General features: G+C 57.5%; 15 protein-coding genes and 1 pseudogene. 7 read left to right on the top strand and 9 right to left on the bottom strand.

Features of this window, described 5'->3' with window-relative positions:
• Positions 1-113: 113 nt before the first annotated feature.
• From FSO04_RS02995 to FSO04_RS03015, 5 genes are all read right to left on the bottom strand, one after another.
• Complete coding sequence (locus tag FSO04_RS02995; RefSeq protein ID WP_154558274.1) at positions 114-1529, bottom strand: CHASE2 domain-containing protein; 1416 nt, start codon at positions 1527-1529, stop codon at positions 114-116.
• 38 nt (positions 1530-1567) lie between these two features.
• Positions 1568-2182 (bottom strand): OmpA family protein, encoded by a 615-nt coding sequence (locus tag FSO04_RS03000; RefSeq protein WP_154558275.1) that lies wholly within the window; start codon positions 2180-2182, stop codon positions 1568-1570.
• Positions 2183-2196: 14 nt separating this feature from the next.
• On the bottom strand, positions 2197-2601 hold the full coding sequence (locus FSO04_RS03005) for a FecR family protein (protein ID WP_233464720.1): 405 nt from the start codon (positions 2599-2601) through the stop codon (positions 2197-2199).
• Positions 2602-2880: 279 nt separating this feature from the next.
• Complete coding sequence (locus FSO04_RS03010; protein ID WP_154558276.1) at positions 2881-3300, bottom strand: c-type cytochrome; 420 nt, start codon at positions 3298-3300, stop codon at positions 2881-2883.
• Positions 3293-4885 carry a flavin monoamine oxidase family protein gene (locus tag FSO04_RS03015; protein ID WP_199203004.1) on the bottom strand — a complete coding sequence of 531 codons (1593 nt, stop codon included), beginning with the start codon at positions 4883-4885 and terminating at the stop codon, positions 3293-3295. The genes FSO04_RS03010 and FSO04_RS03015 overlap by 8 nt, the downstream gene beginning before the upstream one ends.
• Before the next feature lie 552 nt (positions 4886-5437).
• On the opposite strand from FSO04_RS03015, the gene FSO04_RS03020 reads away from it, so the two are divergent.
• Positions 5438-5791, top strand: coding sequence for a BON domain-containing protein (locus FSO04_RS03020; RefSeq protein ID WP_154558277.1), 354 nt, complete (start codon positions 5438-5440; stop codon positions 5789-5791).
• A gap of 500 nt (positions 5792-6291) precedes the next feature.
• On the opposite strand, the gene FSO04_RS03025 is transcribed toward FSO04_RS03020, so the two are convergent.
• Positions 6292-6915 (bottom strand): MlaC/ttg2D family ABC transporter substrate-binding protein, encoded by a 624-nt coding sequence (locus FSO04_RS03025; protein WP_154558278.1) that lies wholly within the window; start codon positions 6913-6915, stop codon positions 6292-6294.
• Positions 6916-7166: 251 nt separating this feature from the next.
• On the opposite strand from FSO04_RS03025, the pseudogene FSO04_RS47380 reads away from it, so the two are divergent.
• Positions 7167-7674: pseudogene (locus tag FSO04_RS47380) on the top strand (phosphatase PAP2 family protein).
• Here the strand turns inward: FSO04_RS47380 and FSO04_RS03030 are convergent.
• Positions 7584-7814 carry a hypothetical protein gene (locus FSO04_RS03030; RefSeq protein WP_154558279.1) on the bottom strand — a complete coding sequence of 77 codons (231 nt, stop codon included), beginning with the start codon at positions 7812-7814 and terminating at the stop codon, positions 7584-7586. The pseudogene FSO04_RS47380 and the gene FSO04_RS03030 sit on opposite strands and share 91 nt — an antisense overlap.
• 80 nt (positions 7815-7894) lie before the next feature.
• Here FSO04_RS03030 and FSO04_RS03035 point away from each other — a divergent pair, with 80 nt between their 5' ends.
• Positions 7895-8152 (top strand): hypothetical protein, encoded by a 258-nt coding sequence (locus FSO04_RS03035; protein WP_154558280.1) that lies wholly within the window; start codon positions 7895-7897, stop codon positions 8150-8152.
• A 601-nt stretch (positions 8153-8753) separates the two neighbouring features.
• On the top strand, positions 8754-9113 hold the full coding sequence (locus tag FSO04_RS03040; RefSeq protein ID WP_154558281.1) for a response regulator transcription factor: 360 nt from the start codon (positions 8754-8756) through the stop codon (positions 9111-9113).
• A 468-nt stretch (positions 9114-9581) separates the two neighbouring features.
• Here the strand turns inward: FSO04_RS03040 and FSO04_RS03045 are convergent, their stop codons facing one another.
• On the bottom strand, positions 9582-10655 hold the full coding sequence (locus FSO04_RS03045; protein WP_154558282.1) for a helix-turn-helix domain-containing protein: 1074 nt from the start codon (positions 10653-10655) through the stop codon (positions 9582-9584).
• 601 nt (positions 10656-11256) lie between these two features.
• Here FSO04_RS03045 and FSO04_RS03050 point away from each other — a divergent pair.
• From FSO04_RS03050 to FSO04_RS03060, 3 genes are all read left to right on the top strand, one after another.
• On the top strand, positions 11257-12246 hold the full coding sequence (locus FSO04_RS03050; RefSeq protein WP_154558309.1) for a GlxA family transcriptional regulator: 990 nt from the start codon (positions 11257-11259) through the stop codon (positions 12244-12246).
• 475 nt (positions 12247-12721) lie between these two features.
• A complete protein-coding gene (gene galU, locus FSO04_RS03055; RefSeq protein WP_154558283.1) occupies positions 12722-13603 on the top strand; it encodes a UTP--glucose-1-phosphate uridylyltransferase GalU in 882 nt (293 codons plus the stop codon).
• 619 nt (positions 13604-14222) lie between these two features.
• Positions 14223-15218 (top strand): GlxA family transcriptional regulator, encoded by a 996-nt coding sequence (locus FSO04_RS03060; protein ID WP_154558284.1) that lies wholly within the window; start codon positions 14223-14225, stop codon positions 15216-15218.
• Positions 15219-15286: 68 nt separating this feature from the next.
• Here FSO04_RS03060 and rfbC read toward each other — a convergent pair whose 3' ends face one another.
• The gene (gene rfbC / locus FSO04_RS03065; RefSeq protein WP_154558285.1) at positions 15287-15835 is read right to left on the bottom strand and encodes a dTDP-4-dehydrorhamnose 3,5-epimerase; all 549 of its coding nucleotides are present in this window, start codon (positions 15833-15835) and stop codon (positions 15287-15289) included.
• Between the last annotated feature and the right edge of the window lie 76 nt (positions 15836-15911).

Raw genomic sequence — 15911 nt, forward strand, 5'->3', positions numbered from 1 at the left:
GGACGTCCGTTCTGCACTCGATTGCGGACGGTTCTCGTGCGAAAGACGAGGGGCCGATCCGGGTCGATGAGTGTGAGTTCGCCGATGCAGGAAGCTGCCTTCCGCCATGACGCTCATGGTCGTTCATCGAGGCGGAGTAACGCGGGTGACAGGAAGCAGCCCATGACCGCGGACAGGATAATGAAAATCGAGGCCGCATCGACGAGCAGTCCGAAGCGCACGAAAATAAAGAAGCAGCACAGAAGATTCAGCAGATGCAGGCCTATACCCAGAGCGGCGACGCCCTTGGGTACGGCTCTGATGAGCGCCGCGAACCGGGATCGGGGGCGAGGCACATACCAGATGATCAGCAGCCCGAACGTCATGATGAAGGCGCATTCTGCCCATTTCAGCCAGGTGGGGCGGCGCAGAAACCGTCCCTCGACAATCGTCTCGATGACCTGCGCCTGAATCTCGATACCCGGCACCAGTTCCCCCAGCGCCGTCGTGCGCATGTCAGTCACGCCGGCACCGGTCAGTCCGACCAGCACCAGTTTGTCCCGGATCCGTTCCGGATCGACTAATCCCTGCATGACGTCGCGTGCCGACACGTAGCGGCTCAGCGTCGACCGAATAGACGCGAAATGCAACCAGATGTCCCCTCCGGGCTGCGTGGGCACCAGCACATCGGCGACGCCCACCGCTTCTACGCCCGATGTATCCGCAAAGACGTCAATCGCCGATGAATCCGTGGCGAGGCGGAGCATTTCCATCGGCAGACCGGGGACTAGTTTCTCCCTCAACCCCGTGACGAGCGGAATATGCCGGACTACGCCTTGTTCGAGCGCTACGCTCAGCATCGCCTGTCCGTGGGCCGCAGCCTGCAGTTCCGGCAGGCTGCCGAGAACATAATTGAAACGCTGCACGTAGCCCAGCGGGTCGGTGCCATGAACGCGGATCGGCGCGCTTCGCAGATCGGTGCGGGTGCCGAAGGCAGCATGATCGAGCGCCGCGGCACCCAGTATGGTCGGCGCTGCGCGCAACGATCTCGCGAGAATGGCTTCGTGACTGGGCAGGGTCCGCAAGCCGGCGGCCAGCGCCGCAGCCGTTTCTGGCAGATTGCCAGCCACCTTGTCGGGAGAAGTCTGATCGGGCTCCGGCATGTAAATGTCGAGACCGATCGCCAGCGGTTTCAGTGCCGCGATGGCATCGATCAGGCTCGCGAGTCGATTGCGCGGCCAGGGCCATTGACCGGCGGTTGCGAGCGTCTCCTCATCAATCTCGACAATGGTCACCGGCTGAGCCGTCGGAATCCGTGGGTAGTGACGTTGATACTGGTCGAACAGAATTTGCCGGGCTGTTTTAAAGGAGTCGGGAAGCGTCTCATCGAGCGTGTCTACGAAAGCTGGACGTGCTATGTCGCTCGGCCATTCGCTGCACAGGTTGAGCAGGCTCAGGCCGAACAACACCACCAGTGCCACCGGACGCCCCTGGGCGACCTTCAGCAGATTCCTGATCCGGGCGTGCCATGGGTCGAAATAGCGTTTCATCGGCGGAAAGGCCATTCAGCGCCGATGACTGGCGCGGATCATTGGATTGTGATGACTGCGCGCCGGTTCATGCGATTGGGAACACCATCTGCCGTGGGCACCAGTGGCTCGCGCTTGCCCCGGGCCGCGGTCTCTATTTGCCGGGCAGGAATGCCTTGCTTGATCAGGAACGCTGCAACCGTCTTCGCCCGCTGCATGGAAAGTTGGTCATTGAATTCCTGAGAGCCCGCCAGATCAGTATGACCGACCACCACGAGCTGTGGCGCGGGCCACGTCGCCAGGACGGCTTTTAGCTGTTTAACCGTGGCCGACGACTCAGGGGCCAATTCGGTGGCGGAATCAAAAAGAAAAAAGATCGTGAATGCCATGGGGCGTGGCGGCCGGGCCGCAAGTAGCTCGCCATATCGTGTCTCCACAGTGGATTGGCTATCCATCGTTTTTTCGATGGCGCCGCCCTTGGTGACGTCGACCCCGGCGTAGGCCTTGTCTATTTTCTGCTCTCCTGTGGCGCTGTGGACAATGACCGCTCCGACTTTGCCATCGGGATCCGGCAATAGAATGATTTTGTCCGGCGTGCTGCACCCGGCGAGGAACGGCAGCAGGGTGCATGCCGCGGCAAAGGCTAGCCCGTGATGTCGAATTGCAGCCTTCAACGTGCCTCTCCCTTTTATTTATCGCCGACTTCGATGATGAATTCGGTGCCGCGCACGCCCAGCGTGGTAGTCGGCGTGCTGAAGCGGACCGCATCCGGATTCGCCTTCGCCAACTTCCCGGAAATCACAGCCAGGGAACCGCGTTTGATGGAGGCGTCGAGCACTCCGTCATGGGTCGTGGTGTTGAACGCGAATTTGTTGAGCTCGAGGATGGTATTGGCGCCGGCAGAGAGTTGGGTGGCGTCACGCAGCGTGATACCGACGGAAGATTCCGGGCCCGTCACGATGCGATCGCTGCCGTAAACCTCGCTGCCGATGGCCGCACCCGAACTTCCTCCAGCCCGTTCGATCTGCACCGTGCCCTTAAGGGTCTTCACGACGCCGGCAGCATCGGCGGCAAGTACATTCGCGACAGCCATGCACCCGCAGGCAAGAATCAAGGCATATTTGATGGCTCGAAGACGCATCGGTGGCACCTGATTGCGTGAAGTTGCTTTCCGCGGTGTAGCGCGGGGCCCCGATGTCGACCTGGTGTCGTGAGGGATCATTCCCCCATTGCTCGTAGAGCTGGGGCTTGTGAAGGACATGCAGAAATACGGCTCTCGGATGTCCGGCGGAGATCTGTGTGCTGCACCGAACAGAGTATGGGTTCGATTCGGATGACTCTGTGCGCTTCCGCGCATATCGTCAGACACTTCTCAGCGCAGACTTCTAACCTGGCTCGGCGTGACATCTCCGGTAAATCGATTGCCGAAATGGGTTCTCGTGTAGTTGACGACAGCAGCGACCTGATCGTCATCCATTTCGTCGCCAAAGGATGGCATCGCCTTTCGGCCGTGCAGTACGTTGAGGATGACGTAGGGTGCTGCTTCGACTGCCGGGTTGTCAGCAAGCGCCGGGTAGTGACCCGCGCCCTGGGCGCCTTTTCCATCCGGCATATGGCATCCCGCACAGGTAGCGTTGTAAAGCGCTTCACCGTTTTCTTCGGTGAAGCGGTAGTCCGGCGAAATCGTGAAGGTGCGTGGTGCGTCCTGTGCCACGGCCGGAGCCGACACCGTCGCGGCTCCCATCAGCAAGGAAATCAGCATCGCGCTGAGGATCAGCGTCGGCCTATCCATTGACGATTCTCCGATGCAGCCGGGTGATCGCATCCAGCGACGACAGCACGGCGCCTTCCTGCCATGCCGGGATATGGGAAGCGTGCTCTCCGGCAAGGACGATCCGTCCGTCGATCTGACAGAGATTCGCGTAATGCGCTTCTCTCAACGCATCAGTCCATGCGGCGAAGCAGCCATTCGTGAACGGTGATCGGCTCCAGCTCATCGCGAAGCCGTTCTGGTACTCGCGCGGGTACTGCGGATGAATCTGGCTGCCCTGGCTCAATGCCACCGCGATCCGTTCGGCAGGGGGCAGCGCACCCATCTCATAGCTGGCGGGCCCCCACATGTAGGCGCCGAGCAGCACCGCAGGACCGGTCGATCCGTAACCTGTCGCCGGATAGCCGATCGTCGAGATCGGCAGGTCGGTATGCGTGATGCCGCCGTAGATCTGCTCGTCTTCTTCCCAGAATCGCCGGCCGAATTGCAACCCGATTTTCACCGATGTCTCATAAGGCACCGCATCGATCGCGGCGCGCATGGCCGGGCCGACCGCAATGTCGATCTGACTCAGAATCGAGAGCGGGATGGTGCACACCAGCCAATCCGCGTGCGCGTTCCGTTCGGTTCGGGTGGTCGTATCGGTGTAGCGCACTGTGACGCCTTGCTCGTCCTGCAAGATGCCCGTGACTCTTGCGTTGAACACTACAGCGCTCGCGACCTGCGAATAAAGCGCGTGGGCGATCCTGTCCATGCCGCCGACGGGCTGGAAAATGGCACTCTGGTAGTCCAGCTCGTTTCCAGACGAGAGCCATTGCCACAAACGCGATGCAAGCAAGGGGTCGCGTGGGAGCAGATTCGACGGCACCGCGTCGGGCATCAGCCCGCCGCCATCCGCGGTCGCGAATCCGCGGCGTTCACTGCTTCGCCGGCCCGCCTGGTAGCTCCCATCCCGACCGAGCGCACCCCATTGGCGCAGGGATTCGAGTAGCAGATGCGCATCTTCGACTGACAACGCATCATCGAGCGCGTCCTTGCGGATTGCTTTGGAAAGCAGCTCGGCGATATAGCCTTGATAGTCGGTCTGCACCGCCCGGAATCGTTGCGGCTTGCCATCGAAAGCCTCCGTAGAATGCAGGTATGCGTTGTAATTGACCTGGATGAACGGCTCGAGCGACACCTTCAGACGTTTTGCATAATCGAGTACGCCCTGGTGGTGATACGGAATGCGCCACGGCCCTGGGTTCAGATAAAGCCCGTCGGCGAAATCGCAGGACTGGGTGGCACCGCCGAGTTCGGTATAACGATCACCGCCCCTGACAGTCCAGGCCCGACCACCTGCGCGGTTGTTGTATTCGAGCACCTGCACGTGGTAGCCCGCGTTCCTCAACTCAAAGGCCGCGACGAGGCCAGCCATGCCCGCACCGAGCACGAGAATTCGCGTTCCTTTGGGTGCGCCGTCGAGTCTGATCGGTCCGGCGTAGGTCGAGGTAGCGGCGAACCCAAGCGTGCCCATGCCTTGCATCATGGCGGCCGCGCCGAGGTTCTTGCCGATCAGCGTCAGCAGGTGCCGGCGGCTCATCGCATTGGCGGTCATTCTCGACATAAGGAGGTGGTGCCCCGACTGGAGAGAAACGATGGCGAACGAAATCGGATGGCATCCCAGATTGCAAAGGCCCGAGTCATCTGGATTTGTATGCCTGGGGATTGCGTTTGGGCGTATTGCAATGGACTAGTTCATTTTATGCGAGTCCCCTGTCGGGCGTTGTGAATCGAAAACCAGACTCCGAAAACGCCAAGGACCGGAGGCGACCCTCAACGGCCCTTCGAGTCCGTCCGAAGTCAACGGCGGCTTCCAATTGACAGCGGCCGTGCGCCTAGGCACGCCGAACGACGAGTCATCGGGTTCCCTTACCCTCATTCACACAAAGGGTTGGCCCTGACCCACTAGTCGAAGGTCCGGCGGAAAGGACTCTCCAGCGGTTCTAGACGCGCTTGAAGTGCGCATCCGACGAGGAAAAGTCTACAATTCAATTGCCGAACGTCGTGGCCGCTGGTCATCAACGTCGGGGTGCTCATTTTTCGCCGCACTTTGATTGACCAGCGATCTTTTCGAGTCTCTCCCACCCAGTTTTGCTACCCACCTGAAGGAGAAGAGATGAAATCCATGAAGACCTACGTTGCCATAGCGATCGCCGTCAGCGCCATTGTTGCGATCGTGCCCGTTGTTAATGCACAAGAGACGGCTGCGGCAACTTCAGCAACAGCTCCCTCTCGTTCGTCGATTAGAGCAGCAAATAGGGAGTTGGCGAAGCGAGTTCAGACGGCGCTGTACAAGCAAAAGGGCTTGGAGACGCCTGATCTTCACGCCATCGCTCGTAGCGGCAAGATTACGCTTGTAGGAATGGTTCCAGATCAGGCGCAGATAGATCTCGCAGGGAAAGTTGCTGAGAGTGTTCCTGGAGTTACGTCGGTCAAGAACAATTTGACAGTGGAAGAAGAAGGACATTAATGTTTGAGTCCAACCGCATCCTTTGACTGCACTGGCGCGCCTTGAGAACAAGAATGTTATGTTCTCAACGGCGACGCCTTTGCCGGGGAAAGCACTTGCATGGCTGAGTGAAGGCCGTGCTCTGCTCGATATTGGCCCGGTGTCGCTTCACCCTTCCCGAGTCGTCACCAAGCCAACACAGCGCGATCTGAAGGTCGAGTTTTTCGATCGGCCCGCTTGACGTGGGTTTTCACACACCCTCGACCCAATACCGCCACGCGGAACGAAGCCAGGTTAATGGCCGCTTCATGAGCCGAACCGTCGCTCGAATGGCGACATTACCGACGCAGCCAACGACAGCTACTGGCCGGGTCCAGACCTTTCACCGCTCGCGGGAATTTCCGCCGGCTCCATACTCTCGCGGGCGCCGCTCAAGCCACTTTCGGGCACGTCCGCGAAACGTCCATTGCGCGACCGACATTCTGCTGTAAGCGTCCGTCGCCATCATACCCAGCGGTCACTTATTGCTTGCCCGAAGCGAGCTGCTGGTTGCGCTCAGCGAGAAACTTGATCAAACCATCAACGCCGCTTTCCTGGATCTTGTCACTGAACTGCTGCCGATATGTCTGGATTAGCCAGACACCGAGTACATTCAGGTCATACAACCGCCAGCCCTGCGACGTGCGGTACAGCCGGTAATCGATCTCTGCTGGTTCACCGTTCCTGGTTGCAATCGTGCGCACCACCACGTCCGTATCGGTTGGAGCGATGTGTATCGGCGGGTAGTCGATCCGCTGGTCTGGACGGAGCTGACCGATAGCACCCGAATATGTGTGAATCAGGAGCATCTTGAACTGTTCGACGAGTTGCTGCTGCTGCGCGGGCGTAGTCGTCCGCCAGTAACGGCCCATCGCCAGTGACGTGGTGCGGCGAAAATCGGTGTAGGGAAGAATGTCCCGGTTTACGATATCCATGATGCGGGGAATATCGTCTGGCGCGATCGCTCGGGCGCGCACCTCGTCGAGTACCTGTTGCGTCGCGGTCTTGATCAGAAGCTGAGGCTCCGATTGGTCGACTTGCGCATACGCCGCGCCGCCGAACGAGAACAACGCAGCGCAAAGAGTCAGTAGAGAAAGTGTCTTCATGTGCAGAGTCCTGGCTGGATGCGTTGGCTTGCTGCTACGCAAGTATCCTCCATCTACGCCCGAACGCGTCGCGGCAGCACTCGTCGCTGTTTCAAGTCCGAAACTGGTCCAGAGTGTGTGGAAACTCCATTTCTACCGCTAAGCGGGCGATTGCCGGTCAGGTCGATCGAGTTTGATACGGCGAGTTTGCATTAATCGAACATCGCGCCATCTGCTAATCTGTCACACATTCAATCGGACATGTGCACGAAATGTGGAATGCGGTCAGCAACTTCGGCGACGCTGCCGTTACTCTTCCGCTGGCACTGGCCTGCGCAATTTGGATCGCCTCATCGAATCGACACGCGGCAGCCTGCTGGCCGTTTCTTCTGTCTGCGGGGATGGCGATCGTCGGAGCAACGAAGATCCTGTACGCCGGCTGCGGCATTGAGACTAGCGAAATAGGATTCCGCGTTGTTTAGCGGGCGCACAATGCTCTCGTCAGCGGTATGGGCGACTTACATCGCGTTGTTTCTCCGCCGTACCGGGCACGTCTCCATCGGCATAGCCCTGGGTCTCGCGAGTGGCGCTCTCATTGGTGCTGCTCGCGTGTTTGAAGAAGCGCACACTGTTGCTGCTGCCTCACTTCTGCTGGTATCTGGGATCCCCTACGGACACCACGCGCCCTTTCAATCTTTGATCGAACGGTACTCATCCGGCGTCTGCGCGCGCTTCCTATGGCCCTCTGCACAGCGCTTTTCCAAGTACTGGTTCATTTGATCGTCGGCAGCGCGGCGAGCAACTGCGCGATAGCTGTCTACTGGCGCCTCGGCCGCCGATCTCCATCCGTAGCCGAGATCTATCTTGTCTGCGTAGCTCGTCTCCTCGGCGGATAACGCCACAACATTGGCGATCAACATTCTGCGTCGAAACATAAACTCTACAAATCCAGATTAAACTCCGTTCGTACTGCCGGACGGTACACAGGACGCAGATTCGCATGGTAATCGCTCTTTCGGTTCTCTCGAGACTTTGTTTCGTCTGGATCATTGTTTATCTGATTTTCAGTTTCCATTCCTCCATATCGGTCGGTATACGGCATAGCCAGCGACTCGTCTTTCTTGAGTTTCAGCCGTATCGTGCGCGTGGCACAAGGGAGATCGCCAAGGCCAGCTTGTTGCAGCGAATGGCGCTATGCGCGGCCTTGGCATTGCCTTTGGGTATCGCGACATTCGTCGTCGGTGTGGTGATCTCATAGAGATTCATGACGGTGGAATCAGTCAGGCCAGCTAGGGAACAGTCAGGCGACGATTTATTTTCCGACTATTAAAGGCGCGAGAAGTGTCCTCGCGAAGGGATCGCGCGATCGGACTTCCCGGGCGGCTATGAGGGGCGGATGCAGAACGCTTTAAACATGGCGGATCGGCTTTGGCCATTACAGGTGCAGAGCGTGGCGTGGCATGACCGGGCCACGGAATTCGTACAAATGGCGGTGGCGAAATGACTTCAACAGCATCGTGACCAAGGGTCGATCGTGCCCTAATTATCGAAAATCCACGTCCGGGCTTCAAACGACGGTTCTAGGATGCGATGGGGTGATGCGTGCGGTGCGCTGTCGATACTACGGCTCGGTAAAAGGTCGAGGGTGTCGAACAATGACGATTGACTGTCGCCAAACCAGCGCGACGCATCACAGCCCCCTTTCTTGCTTCTGACATTTCTTGACAATTTTGTCGAGTGCTTTCGCGTAGACTCGGCCGTCGAAGTGCATTCGCCCATACAGGCATTGCCTATCAATTCGCCGACCTGCTCACCACCGACCACTCTCGTCGCTGCACTCCGCAAGCGCACCTGTTCACATGAGAATCGCCATCCTAGAATCCGATGCCACGGCACTTGACTGTGCGCTCGAAATCCTGTCATCCGCTGGGCATCTCTGTTTTGGCGCGCTATGCGACAAAACATTGCACGGGCTGCTCAACCAGGTGCCGGTCGATCTGGTGATGCTCGATTGGGTGGCGCCGGATGCGCTCCGATACGATACATTGCGCTGTCTGTGCAGATATGGATCCGTGATCCCCGTTGTCCTGTGCGTGACGTCGTGCACGTCGCACCAAGTGATCGCCGCGGGGCTGAAGAGTGGCGCAAACATCTGCCTCGAGAAGCCGCTCGGCAGCGCGCAGTCGCTTGCGCACATTCACGCTTTTGGGGCGTCGTAGCGATCCTTCTTCCAAAGTCTTTTCAACCAGGCCCATGTCTCAGGATCGCGCGAGCAAGCTGTAGTCGATCGAATCGGGGCACGGCTGATTTTCAATTGCGTCAGCGCGGTAGCAGTGCTCGCCGACTTGACCGATCTTCGAGGCCCGGTGCGAGGTCTGCCGCACATGGCGGTGCATTTCATTCGGGCGCCAACGGCAGCTTGTTTCATGGCCGCATATCAATACCAGCCTGACCCATCGTATCGGTTGGGCACGCTCGCTCGTCTCGGCTAAAGCACGCAGGGTTTCTGAGCACTACCCCGATCACCCCACGTCGCCACGACGAGAGCGCATAGATCAGCAGCGAGCATGATGCGCGACGCCCTACGCGTCATGTGGATATCCCGTCGTAACTTGCCTGCCGCAGACTTCGTTGCATTGCGCGCCCCCGATCGCAGCTAACGATCCAATCGATTCGACATTATCTGTCTAGGTGAAGCGCTCCGGGCTCGCATTTTCGCGCTGGAGCAACGGCGCGTACTCGTGTAAATCCCGTGGCGCGATGTCGAAGGCGCGACGGAATGCACGCGTAAAGCTCGACGCATCATTGAAACCCAAGCCCGCGGCAATGTCCTGTACCTCCATATGCGGAAAGCGCACCAGTTCATCGGCCGCCATTCGCAGCCTGCGGCTCCGGATATAAGCGGCCAGGCCACCTTCATGCTCAAAGATGCGATACACGCTGGCGCGCGAGAGATGCAGCGATGCCAACACGCTGTCAGGCGACAAATCCGGATCGTGCAGATGAGTCTCGACATACCGCCGCACTTGTCCATAGACTGCGGCACGTACCGCCGCGCGGCTGTTGCCGGAGAGACCCGCTTGACGGCTGAAAGCGGCGACGAGTAGTTCTACCGCAGTGAGAAAGGAGTGGTGCGCTTCCTCCTTGCTCAGTCCGACGATTTGCCGCTTGAGCGCCACCAGATGCTCAATGAGTAGGCGCGTCAAAGGCGTGGTGGCGTGGACCCAACGGCCATGTAGCGAGGCGGCATCGGGGAACGATTTTTCCACCAGCGCGCGCGGCACAAAAAGTAGCAGTAGCCGACCATGAAAACTCCGGATTGTGCACGGCTGATCCATGTCCAGCGCGAGGATACTTGGCACTTGCGGTATATGCGGCGCATCGAGTTGTGGCTTGCCGCCCACGAACTGCGACGGTGGCCCTTCAAGGAACACGCTGAAGGTGATGTCGCGAATGCTCTCGGTCGAAACTCGACCCAACGATCGCACGGCCAGGTTCGGCGCGGTGCGGAAGTCGAAGAGGCTCAGATTGTCGATCGTGTAACGGGACAGGGATGAATCGAACGTATCCTCAGCCTGCTTTGACGAAGGCTGGATGTCGTAGACGGAACTCATACGCTCCTGCCAGGCCAGGAAGCTTTGACGGGCGTCGCCTTGAACGCTGAAATTGCTGTGCACGATGCCCGGAGCAAGCGTTGGCGGCTCCGGCGGCAACAACAGGCGGCTTAGCGGTATTGCTGTGTGTTGCGGGTCGTCGTTCAATGCAGGGCTCGGTGTTGATTTTCGTCCAGTTTTGATCCGCCCCGTGCGGCTGAACTTTATGTTGAGCCACTAGCCCGTTCGGAGCGCGCTAGTGTATGTCGCCAAGCATATCAGCACTTGCTTTGCCATACCGCACAGCGAACGACTCGCTGGCAAATCGACCGTTTCAGTACTCGGAAACCACACTCGCTCTTGAGCAGACCGACTATAGGTGGCTGCATCACATTTCCGCTCCGGCTTGTTGGAATGATCGCTTGCGAGGAAGGCCCGCCTCCGTGCGCGACTCGCGAGTAGCACTTTTATGCACTTCGATGATGACGATCATACGTGTGCTGGGAATTTACAGATATTTAATATGAATATGCTAATCGACTATTTTTGTGCGATGTCTTTTGAAATGCTTTTTCATTAAAACCGGTAATTTCTCATGGCGGAATGTTGGGCCTCGTGTGGCGGCTAATGAATTGATCGTGGCCGCCAATATGTTGTTCGATTCGGCCAGAAAAATACGTCGCAAACCATCCTTATGTACGATCAGACTCAACAATTAATCCGGCTCAAAGCAAGCTGGAACAGGCAACTAATTTCCGGGGAAAATCAGATGGAGTGTCCTTCAGTCCTTTGCCGCACCAGCGCAATGCCGCCCCACGTTTCGCCTGAGGCTGGCATCGTGAGGCGTATTGGCATAGTTCTGTTTGGCGGCTTTGCCCTTCCGGAGGCTGCAGCGGTCGTGGAGGTATTCCAGTCGGTGAATGCGCTCACTGAGGGCGAACGGCGCGACGGAATGCGTTACGACGTTAGCCTGTTGTCGGTGGCGGGAGGCAGGATCGTCAGTTCTTCATCGGTATTCGTCTGGACCGAAGATATCGAGGCGCGGCGCGACGCAGAGCGCTTTCACGCTTTGTTCATTGCTGGCGGCGTAGGGGTGAACGATGCGCTACACGATGAACGCCTGATTGCCTGGCTGCGTCGGACGCATCCGCGCAGCGACTTGGTATTCCCGATCGGCGAAGGACAATTGCTGCTAGACGTCGCCGGATTCGGGCAGGCCACCGGTGTTAGGCGCTACGGCAAACACGCTTGCGAAATGATGCAGATCGGCGCCGCCAATGGACCTTCGAGCGTCGCCGCCGGCCCGTTGCAAACAGCCATCGCAGTGGTCGAGGAGGATTTCGGTAGCGAAATTGCGCGTCAGATCGCTGACTGGGTCGCACCATCTCCGGATACCCGGTTTACTGCAATTGTGCGCAAGAATGTTTCGGTAGGCGTGAGCGAGAATATCAAGGCGTCGGCAAAATGGCTGGAGGCGAACGGTCACCGTTCGATCTCGATTGACGCCGCCGCGCAGATCGCCGGCATGAGCGAGCGCAATTTCCTCAGGCGTTTCAAGATCGAAATGGGTGTGACGCCGTCTGACTATTTGCTGTACGTGCGGCTTGATATGAGCTGTCGCCTGCTTGTTGAAACCGCCCTGCCAGTCGACAAGGTGGCGCGTCATTGTGGCATTGGATGTGGCGGTCGGCTCGCGAAACTCTTCCGCAAGCATCTTGCGACGACACCTACCGAGTATCGCGCGAGCAAGCGGGCTTGAGTGGCCAATAGCGGTGGGTGTATTTCGGACATTGTTCGCCTCGCTAATTACCATCGGGTTGGAAGGCGGTCGAATCGTTAATCGTCAAAGCGCAGCTATTCTTTCTCGCTATTTAATTGCTATTTATTGCTGGTAGTTTTAGGTACTCGAATTGCCGATATCACGTCTGGTCACCGTGCTGCATGGAGATTGATCAATCGCAATCTGCTTCCTCTTCGATCGATGGTTTTTTGAACAATGGCCAACTGAGGCCTTATGCTTCCGCCCAGTCGTTTCGGTACCTGGGTGGGCGACAACGAGCCGTTTGAATCGCAGCGGTCGTCACCGAACTACTGATGGCAGCCTAAAGCGCCGCCCTTCGCGCACTTTGCCTCTGCGCGTCGCTGCCGAGGGTGCAGGTTTTCCGCGGCTATCGATGTGGGGCAGAGGTGGCCCGACCATGGATCGGCCATAGCAATCATATTCGGACTCCTTTATGCTAAAAGTTACAAAAGCAGTGTTTCCGGTAGCTGGTCTTGGCACCCGATTTCTCCCTGCTACGAAGGCTAGCCCAAAGGAAATGCTGCCGATCGTCGATAAACCGCTGATTCAATATGCGGTGGAGGAGGCCATGGCCGCAGGCATCACCGAAATGATCTTCGTCACGGGCCGCAGCAAGCGTGCCATCGAAGACCATTTCGATAAGTCGTATGAAGTCGAGGCGGAACTGGAAGCGCGCGGTAAGAACAAGCTGCTGGAGTTGGTGCGCAGCATCAAACCGAGTCATGTTGACTGTTTTTACGTGCGTCAGTCGGAGGCGCTCGGCCTCGGGCACGCTGTGCTGTGCGCTGAGAAGCTGGTGGGTGATAACCCGTTCGCTGTAATTCTCGCGGACGACTTGCTATACGGCACCCCCCCTGTCATGACGCAGATGATCGAGGTGTTCGATCATTATCATAGCTCGGTGATCGGTGTTGAGGAAATCTCGGCGCAGGATACCAAGTCGTACGGGATCATCGACGGCAAGGAATGGGGGGATTCAATTATCAAAATGGCGGGCATCGTTGAAAAGCCTGAGCCGAGTATGGCACCTTCGAACCTGGGTGTGGTGGGTCGATACGTGCTGAAGCCGCGAATTTTCAAACATCTTCGCGCAATCACGCCGGGCGCGGGCGGCGAACTCCAGTTGACGGATGCGATCCAGTCGCTGCTAGCCGATGAACAGGTACTTGCATACAAGTACGACGGCACGCGCTTTGACTGCGGCAGCAAGCTGGGCTATCTGAAGGCGGGGGTGGAATTTGCACTGCGGCATCCCGAGGTACGCGTCGAGTTTCGTGCTTACCTGGAGCAGCATCTGTCTCCCGTGCCGATGTGAGTTCGCCGCGCCTCGTGTAAAGCATATTCATATATTGCTGTGTTGCACAGCATGTGAATACTGAGCCGGATTGTCAGCGTTTGCCGTTAAAGCAATATGGTTCAGCGCGGACTTGACGTGTTGCCCGCCACAGCTAGGCGATGCGCATTTCGCGCGATCTACAGCCAGACGCGCAATAGCCACTCAGCAGGCTCTTCGCGAGCGCCCTGCCATCTAGCTGAATCAAAAAAACCACCAACTGGGTTGGCGAAAACGATGTCTCCGACGCCTCGAAACGCCCGCCGATGCGAGGGCGGCAGAATTCGTCAAAATATTGAAGCCAAAGAACGCGACGGTCGGCCATCTGCGATTCGTGGCATTTGCAAGAAGATCAACATCATTATTCTATTTATATAGGATGCCGAATAATGTAATGGAAGATGTTCGAATAATCTTGAACCGGACATCCGCCGCTGAAGCTCCTGCCTGAATGCTGCAATCGGTCCGTGACCGCCAACGTATTATCCTATTCGGCCATCCAGCGATCTTATGCGTGCCGCTTGTGTACGATTGTCCAGACAGTCAAAACGGCTCAAATGTAGCCGTAGGAGGCCACTTATCTTCCGGGGGGGATGGCTGGATGGCAGTTTTTTTTGCCCGCAGTAGTCGTGATGCGACTCAGTCTCAGGTATTCCATGACGTTCGCTCCGTAAGACGTATAGGCATTGCACTGTTCGACGGTTTCTCGCTACCAGAGGCAGCCACGGTAGTGGAGATTTTCCAGTCAGCCAATGCGCTCTGCATGTCCTTGCGCATAGATGGGCCTCGCTACGACGTTCATCTCGTGTCGGTCAGCGGTGGCAGGATAGCGAGTTCGTCATCGGTGTTTGTTTGGACCGACAGTATCAAATCACGTGGTCATGCCGACGATTTTCATGCGCTCTTTATCGCCGGAGGTGCAGGCGTCCACAGCATGCTGAGTGAAGAACACCTGATTGCCTGGCTGAGCCAACTCGATTTGCGTAGCGAACGGATTTTTCCAATTTCCGAAAGACGCTTGCTACTGAACGTCGCTGAATCATCGAATACTTCCCGCAAATTTCGCCGTGGCGAAGGTGCTCATGAGGTCGCGTGGAACGGACTGAAAGTGTCTACTTCCCAGCGATCAAGCACTCCGCTGCGAGCTGCACTAGCGCTGATTGAAGAGGATCTCGGCGCGGAAATCGCGCGGGAGATCTCCGGCTCTCTAAGGTTGCGCTATGACGAACAGTTTACCTCCGTTCCAAAGAAGAACGCGTTCGGAGCTGTGAGCGAAAAGATACAGTCGTCGGCACAATGGTTGGACATGAACTGCGGAAGAACGATCACGATTGAAGAAGCGGCGCAATTCGTCGCGATGAGTGAGCGGAATTTCTTGCGCCGCTTCAAGATGGAAATGGGTGTGACACCGTCCGACTACCTCTTATACGTTCGAATTGACAAGTGCTGCCACCTTCTTTCCGAAACGGACCTTCCGGTCGACAAGATCGCGCGGCGATGCGGAATCGGAAGTGGCGGACAGCTTTCGAAAGTATTTCGTAAATACCTTGGAGTAACGCCGACAGAGTACCGTGCAAGCAAACGGTCGTTTAGTTAGGTGCGTCGACAGATGCGATAAAAGACTATTCGTGGGGTACATCGGTCGACCATGAGTGGGGATTGCGATCAATAAACCTCGGCAACGCTGAAACTCGTACCCACCGCATCACGCGCGGATGTGATTGGCGCCTTGTCCAGATCCCAGGCAATCGCGATATCGGGATCGTCCCACTGCAACGTGCGTTCATGCTCGACAAAGCAGCGCTCGGTTGTCTTGCAAAGTACCTCTGCGACATCCGACAACACGAGGAAACCATGCGCAAACCCCGGCGGAATCCACAGCTGACGGCAGTTGGATGCCGATAGCCGTGCACTGGTCCAGCGCCCGAACGTGGGCGACAAGCGTCGCAAGTCAACCGCCACGTCGACCACCTCACCGTTCACGACACGCACTAGTTTCCCCTGCGGGCGCCGAATCTGATAATGCAGACCACACAGCACATTGTGGGCGGACACCAAGTGACGCTCCTGCACGAATCGATAGCCGCGCGCCACATGTTCCTCGAATTCCTCTTGGTCGAAGCTGTCAAACGAAATACCCCGCTTATCTGATTGGATGCATGGTTCGATCAGCTTGACGTCGTGAATTGCCGTGTGCTTAATCTGAATTGTCATCTGTAACGCATAAGATTGGGAATTGAAATTGACTTCGACGTGATGCGAAACGATTTCAAGCCGGTTTTAGCAGCAT

Source organism: Paraburkholderia madseniana (assembly GCF_009690905.1).
In the GTDB taxonomy this organism is placed as follows: domain Bacteria; phylum Pseudomonadota; class Gammaproteobacteria; order Burkholderiales; family Burkholderiaceae; genus Paraburkholderia; species Paraburkholderia madseniana.

What these genes read in the sequence shown, in the direction of transcription:
- FSO04_RS02995 (WP_154558274.1), bottom strand. Translation starts at nt 1,529, where the DNA reads ATGAAACGCTATTTCGACCCATGGCACGCCCGGATCAGGAATCTGCTG.
- FSO04_RS03005 (WP_233464720.1), bottom strand. Translation starts at nt 2,601, where the DNA reads ATGGCTGTCGCGAATGTACTTGCCGCCGATGCTGCCGGCGTCGTGAAG.
- FSO04_RS03010 (WP_154558276.1), bottom strand. Translation starts at nt 3,300, where the DNA reads ATGGATAGGCCGACGCTGATCCTCAGCGCGATGCTGATTTCCTTGCTG.
- FSO04_RS03015 (WP_199203004.1), bottom strand. Translation starts at nt 4,885, where the DNA reads ATGTCGAGAATGACCGCCAATGCGATGAGCCGCCGGCACCTGCTGACG.
- FSO04_RS03020 (WP_154558277.1), top strand. Translation starts at nt 5,438, where the DNA reads ATGAAATCCATGAAGACCTACGTTGCCATAGCGATCGCCGTCAGCGCC.
- FSO04_RS03025 (WP_154558278.1), bottom strand. Translation starts at nt 6,915, where the DNA reads ATGAAGACACTTTCTCTACTGACTCTTTGCGCTGCGTTGTTCTCGTTC.
- FSO04_RS03030 (WP_154558279.1), bottom strand. Translation starts at nt 7,814, where the DNA reads ATGTTGATCGCCAATGTTGTGGCGTTATCCGCCGAGGAGACGAGCTAC.
- FSO04_RS03035 (WP_154558280.1), top strand. Translation starts at nt 7,895, where the DNA reads ATGGTAATCGCTCTTTCGGTTCTCTCGAGACTTTGTTTCGTCTGGATC.
- FSO04_RS03040 (WP_154558281.1), top strand. Translation starts at nt 8,754, where the DNA reads ATGAGAATCGCCATCCTAGAATCCGATGCCACGGCACTTGACTGTGCG.
- FSO04_RS03050 (WP_154558309.1), top strand. Translation starts at nt 11,257, where the DNA reads ATGGAGTGTCCTTCAGTCCTTTGCCGCACCAGCGCAATGCCGCCCCAC.
- galU (WP_154558283.1), top strand. Translation starts at nt 12,722, where the DNA reads ATGCTAAAAGTTACAAAAGCAGTGTTTCCGGTAGCTGGTCTTGGCACC.
- FSO04_RS03060 (WP_154558284.1), top strand. Translation starts at nt 14,223, where the DNA reads ATGGCAGTTTTTTTTGCCCGCAGTAGTCGTGATGCGACTCAGTCTCAG.
- rfbC (WP_154558285.1), bottom strand. Translation starts at nt 15,835, where the DNA reads ATGACAATTCAGATTAAGCACACGGCAATTCACGACGTCAAGCTGATC.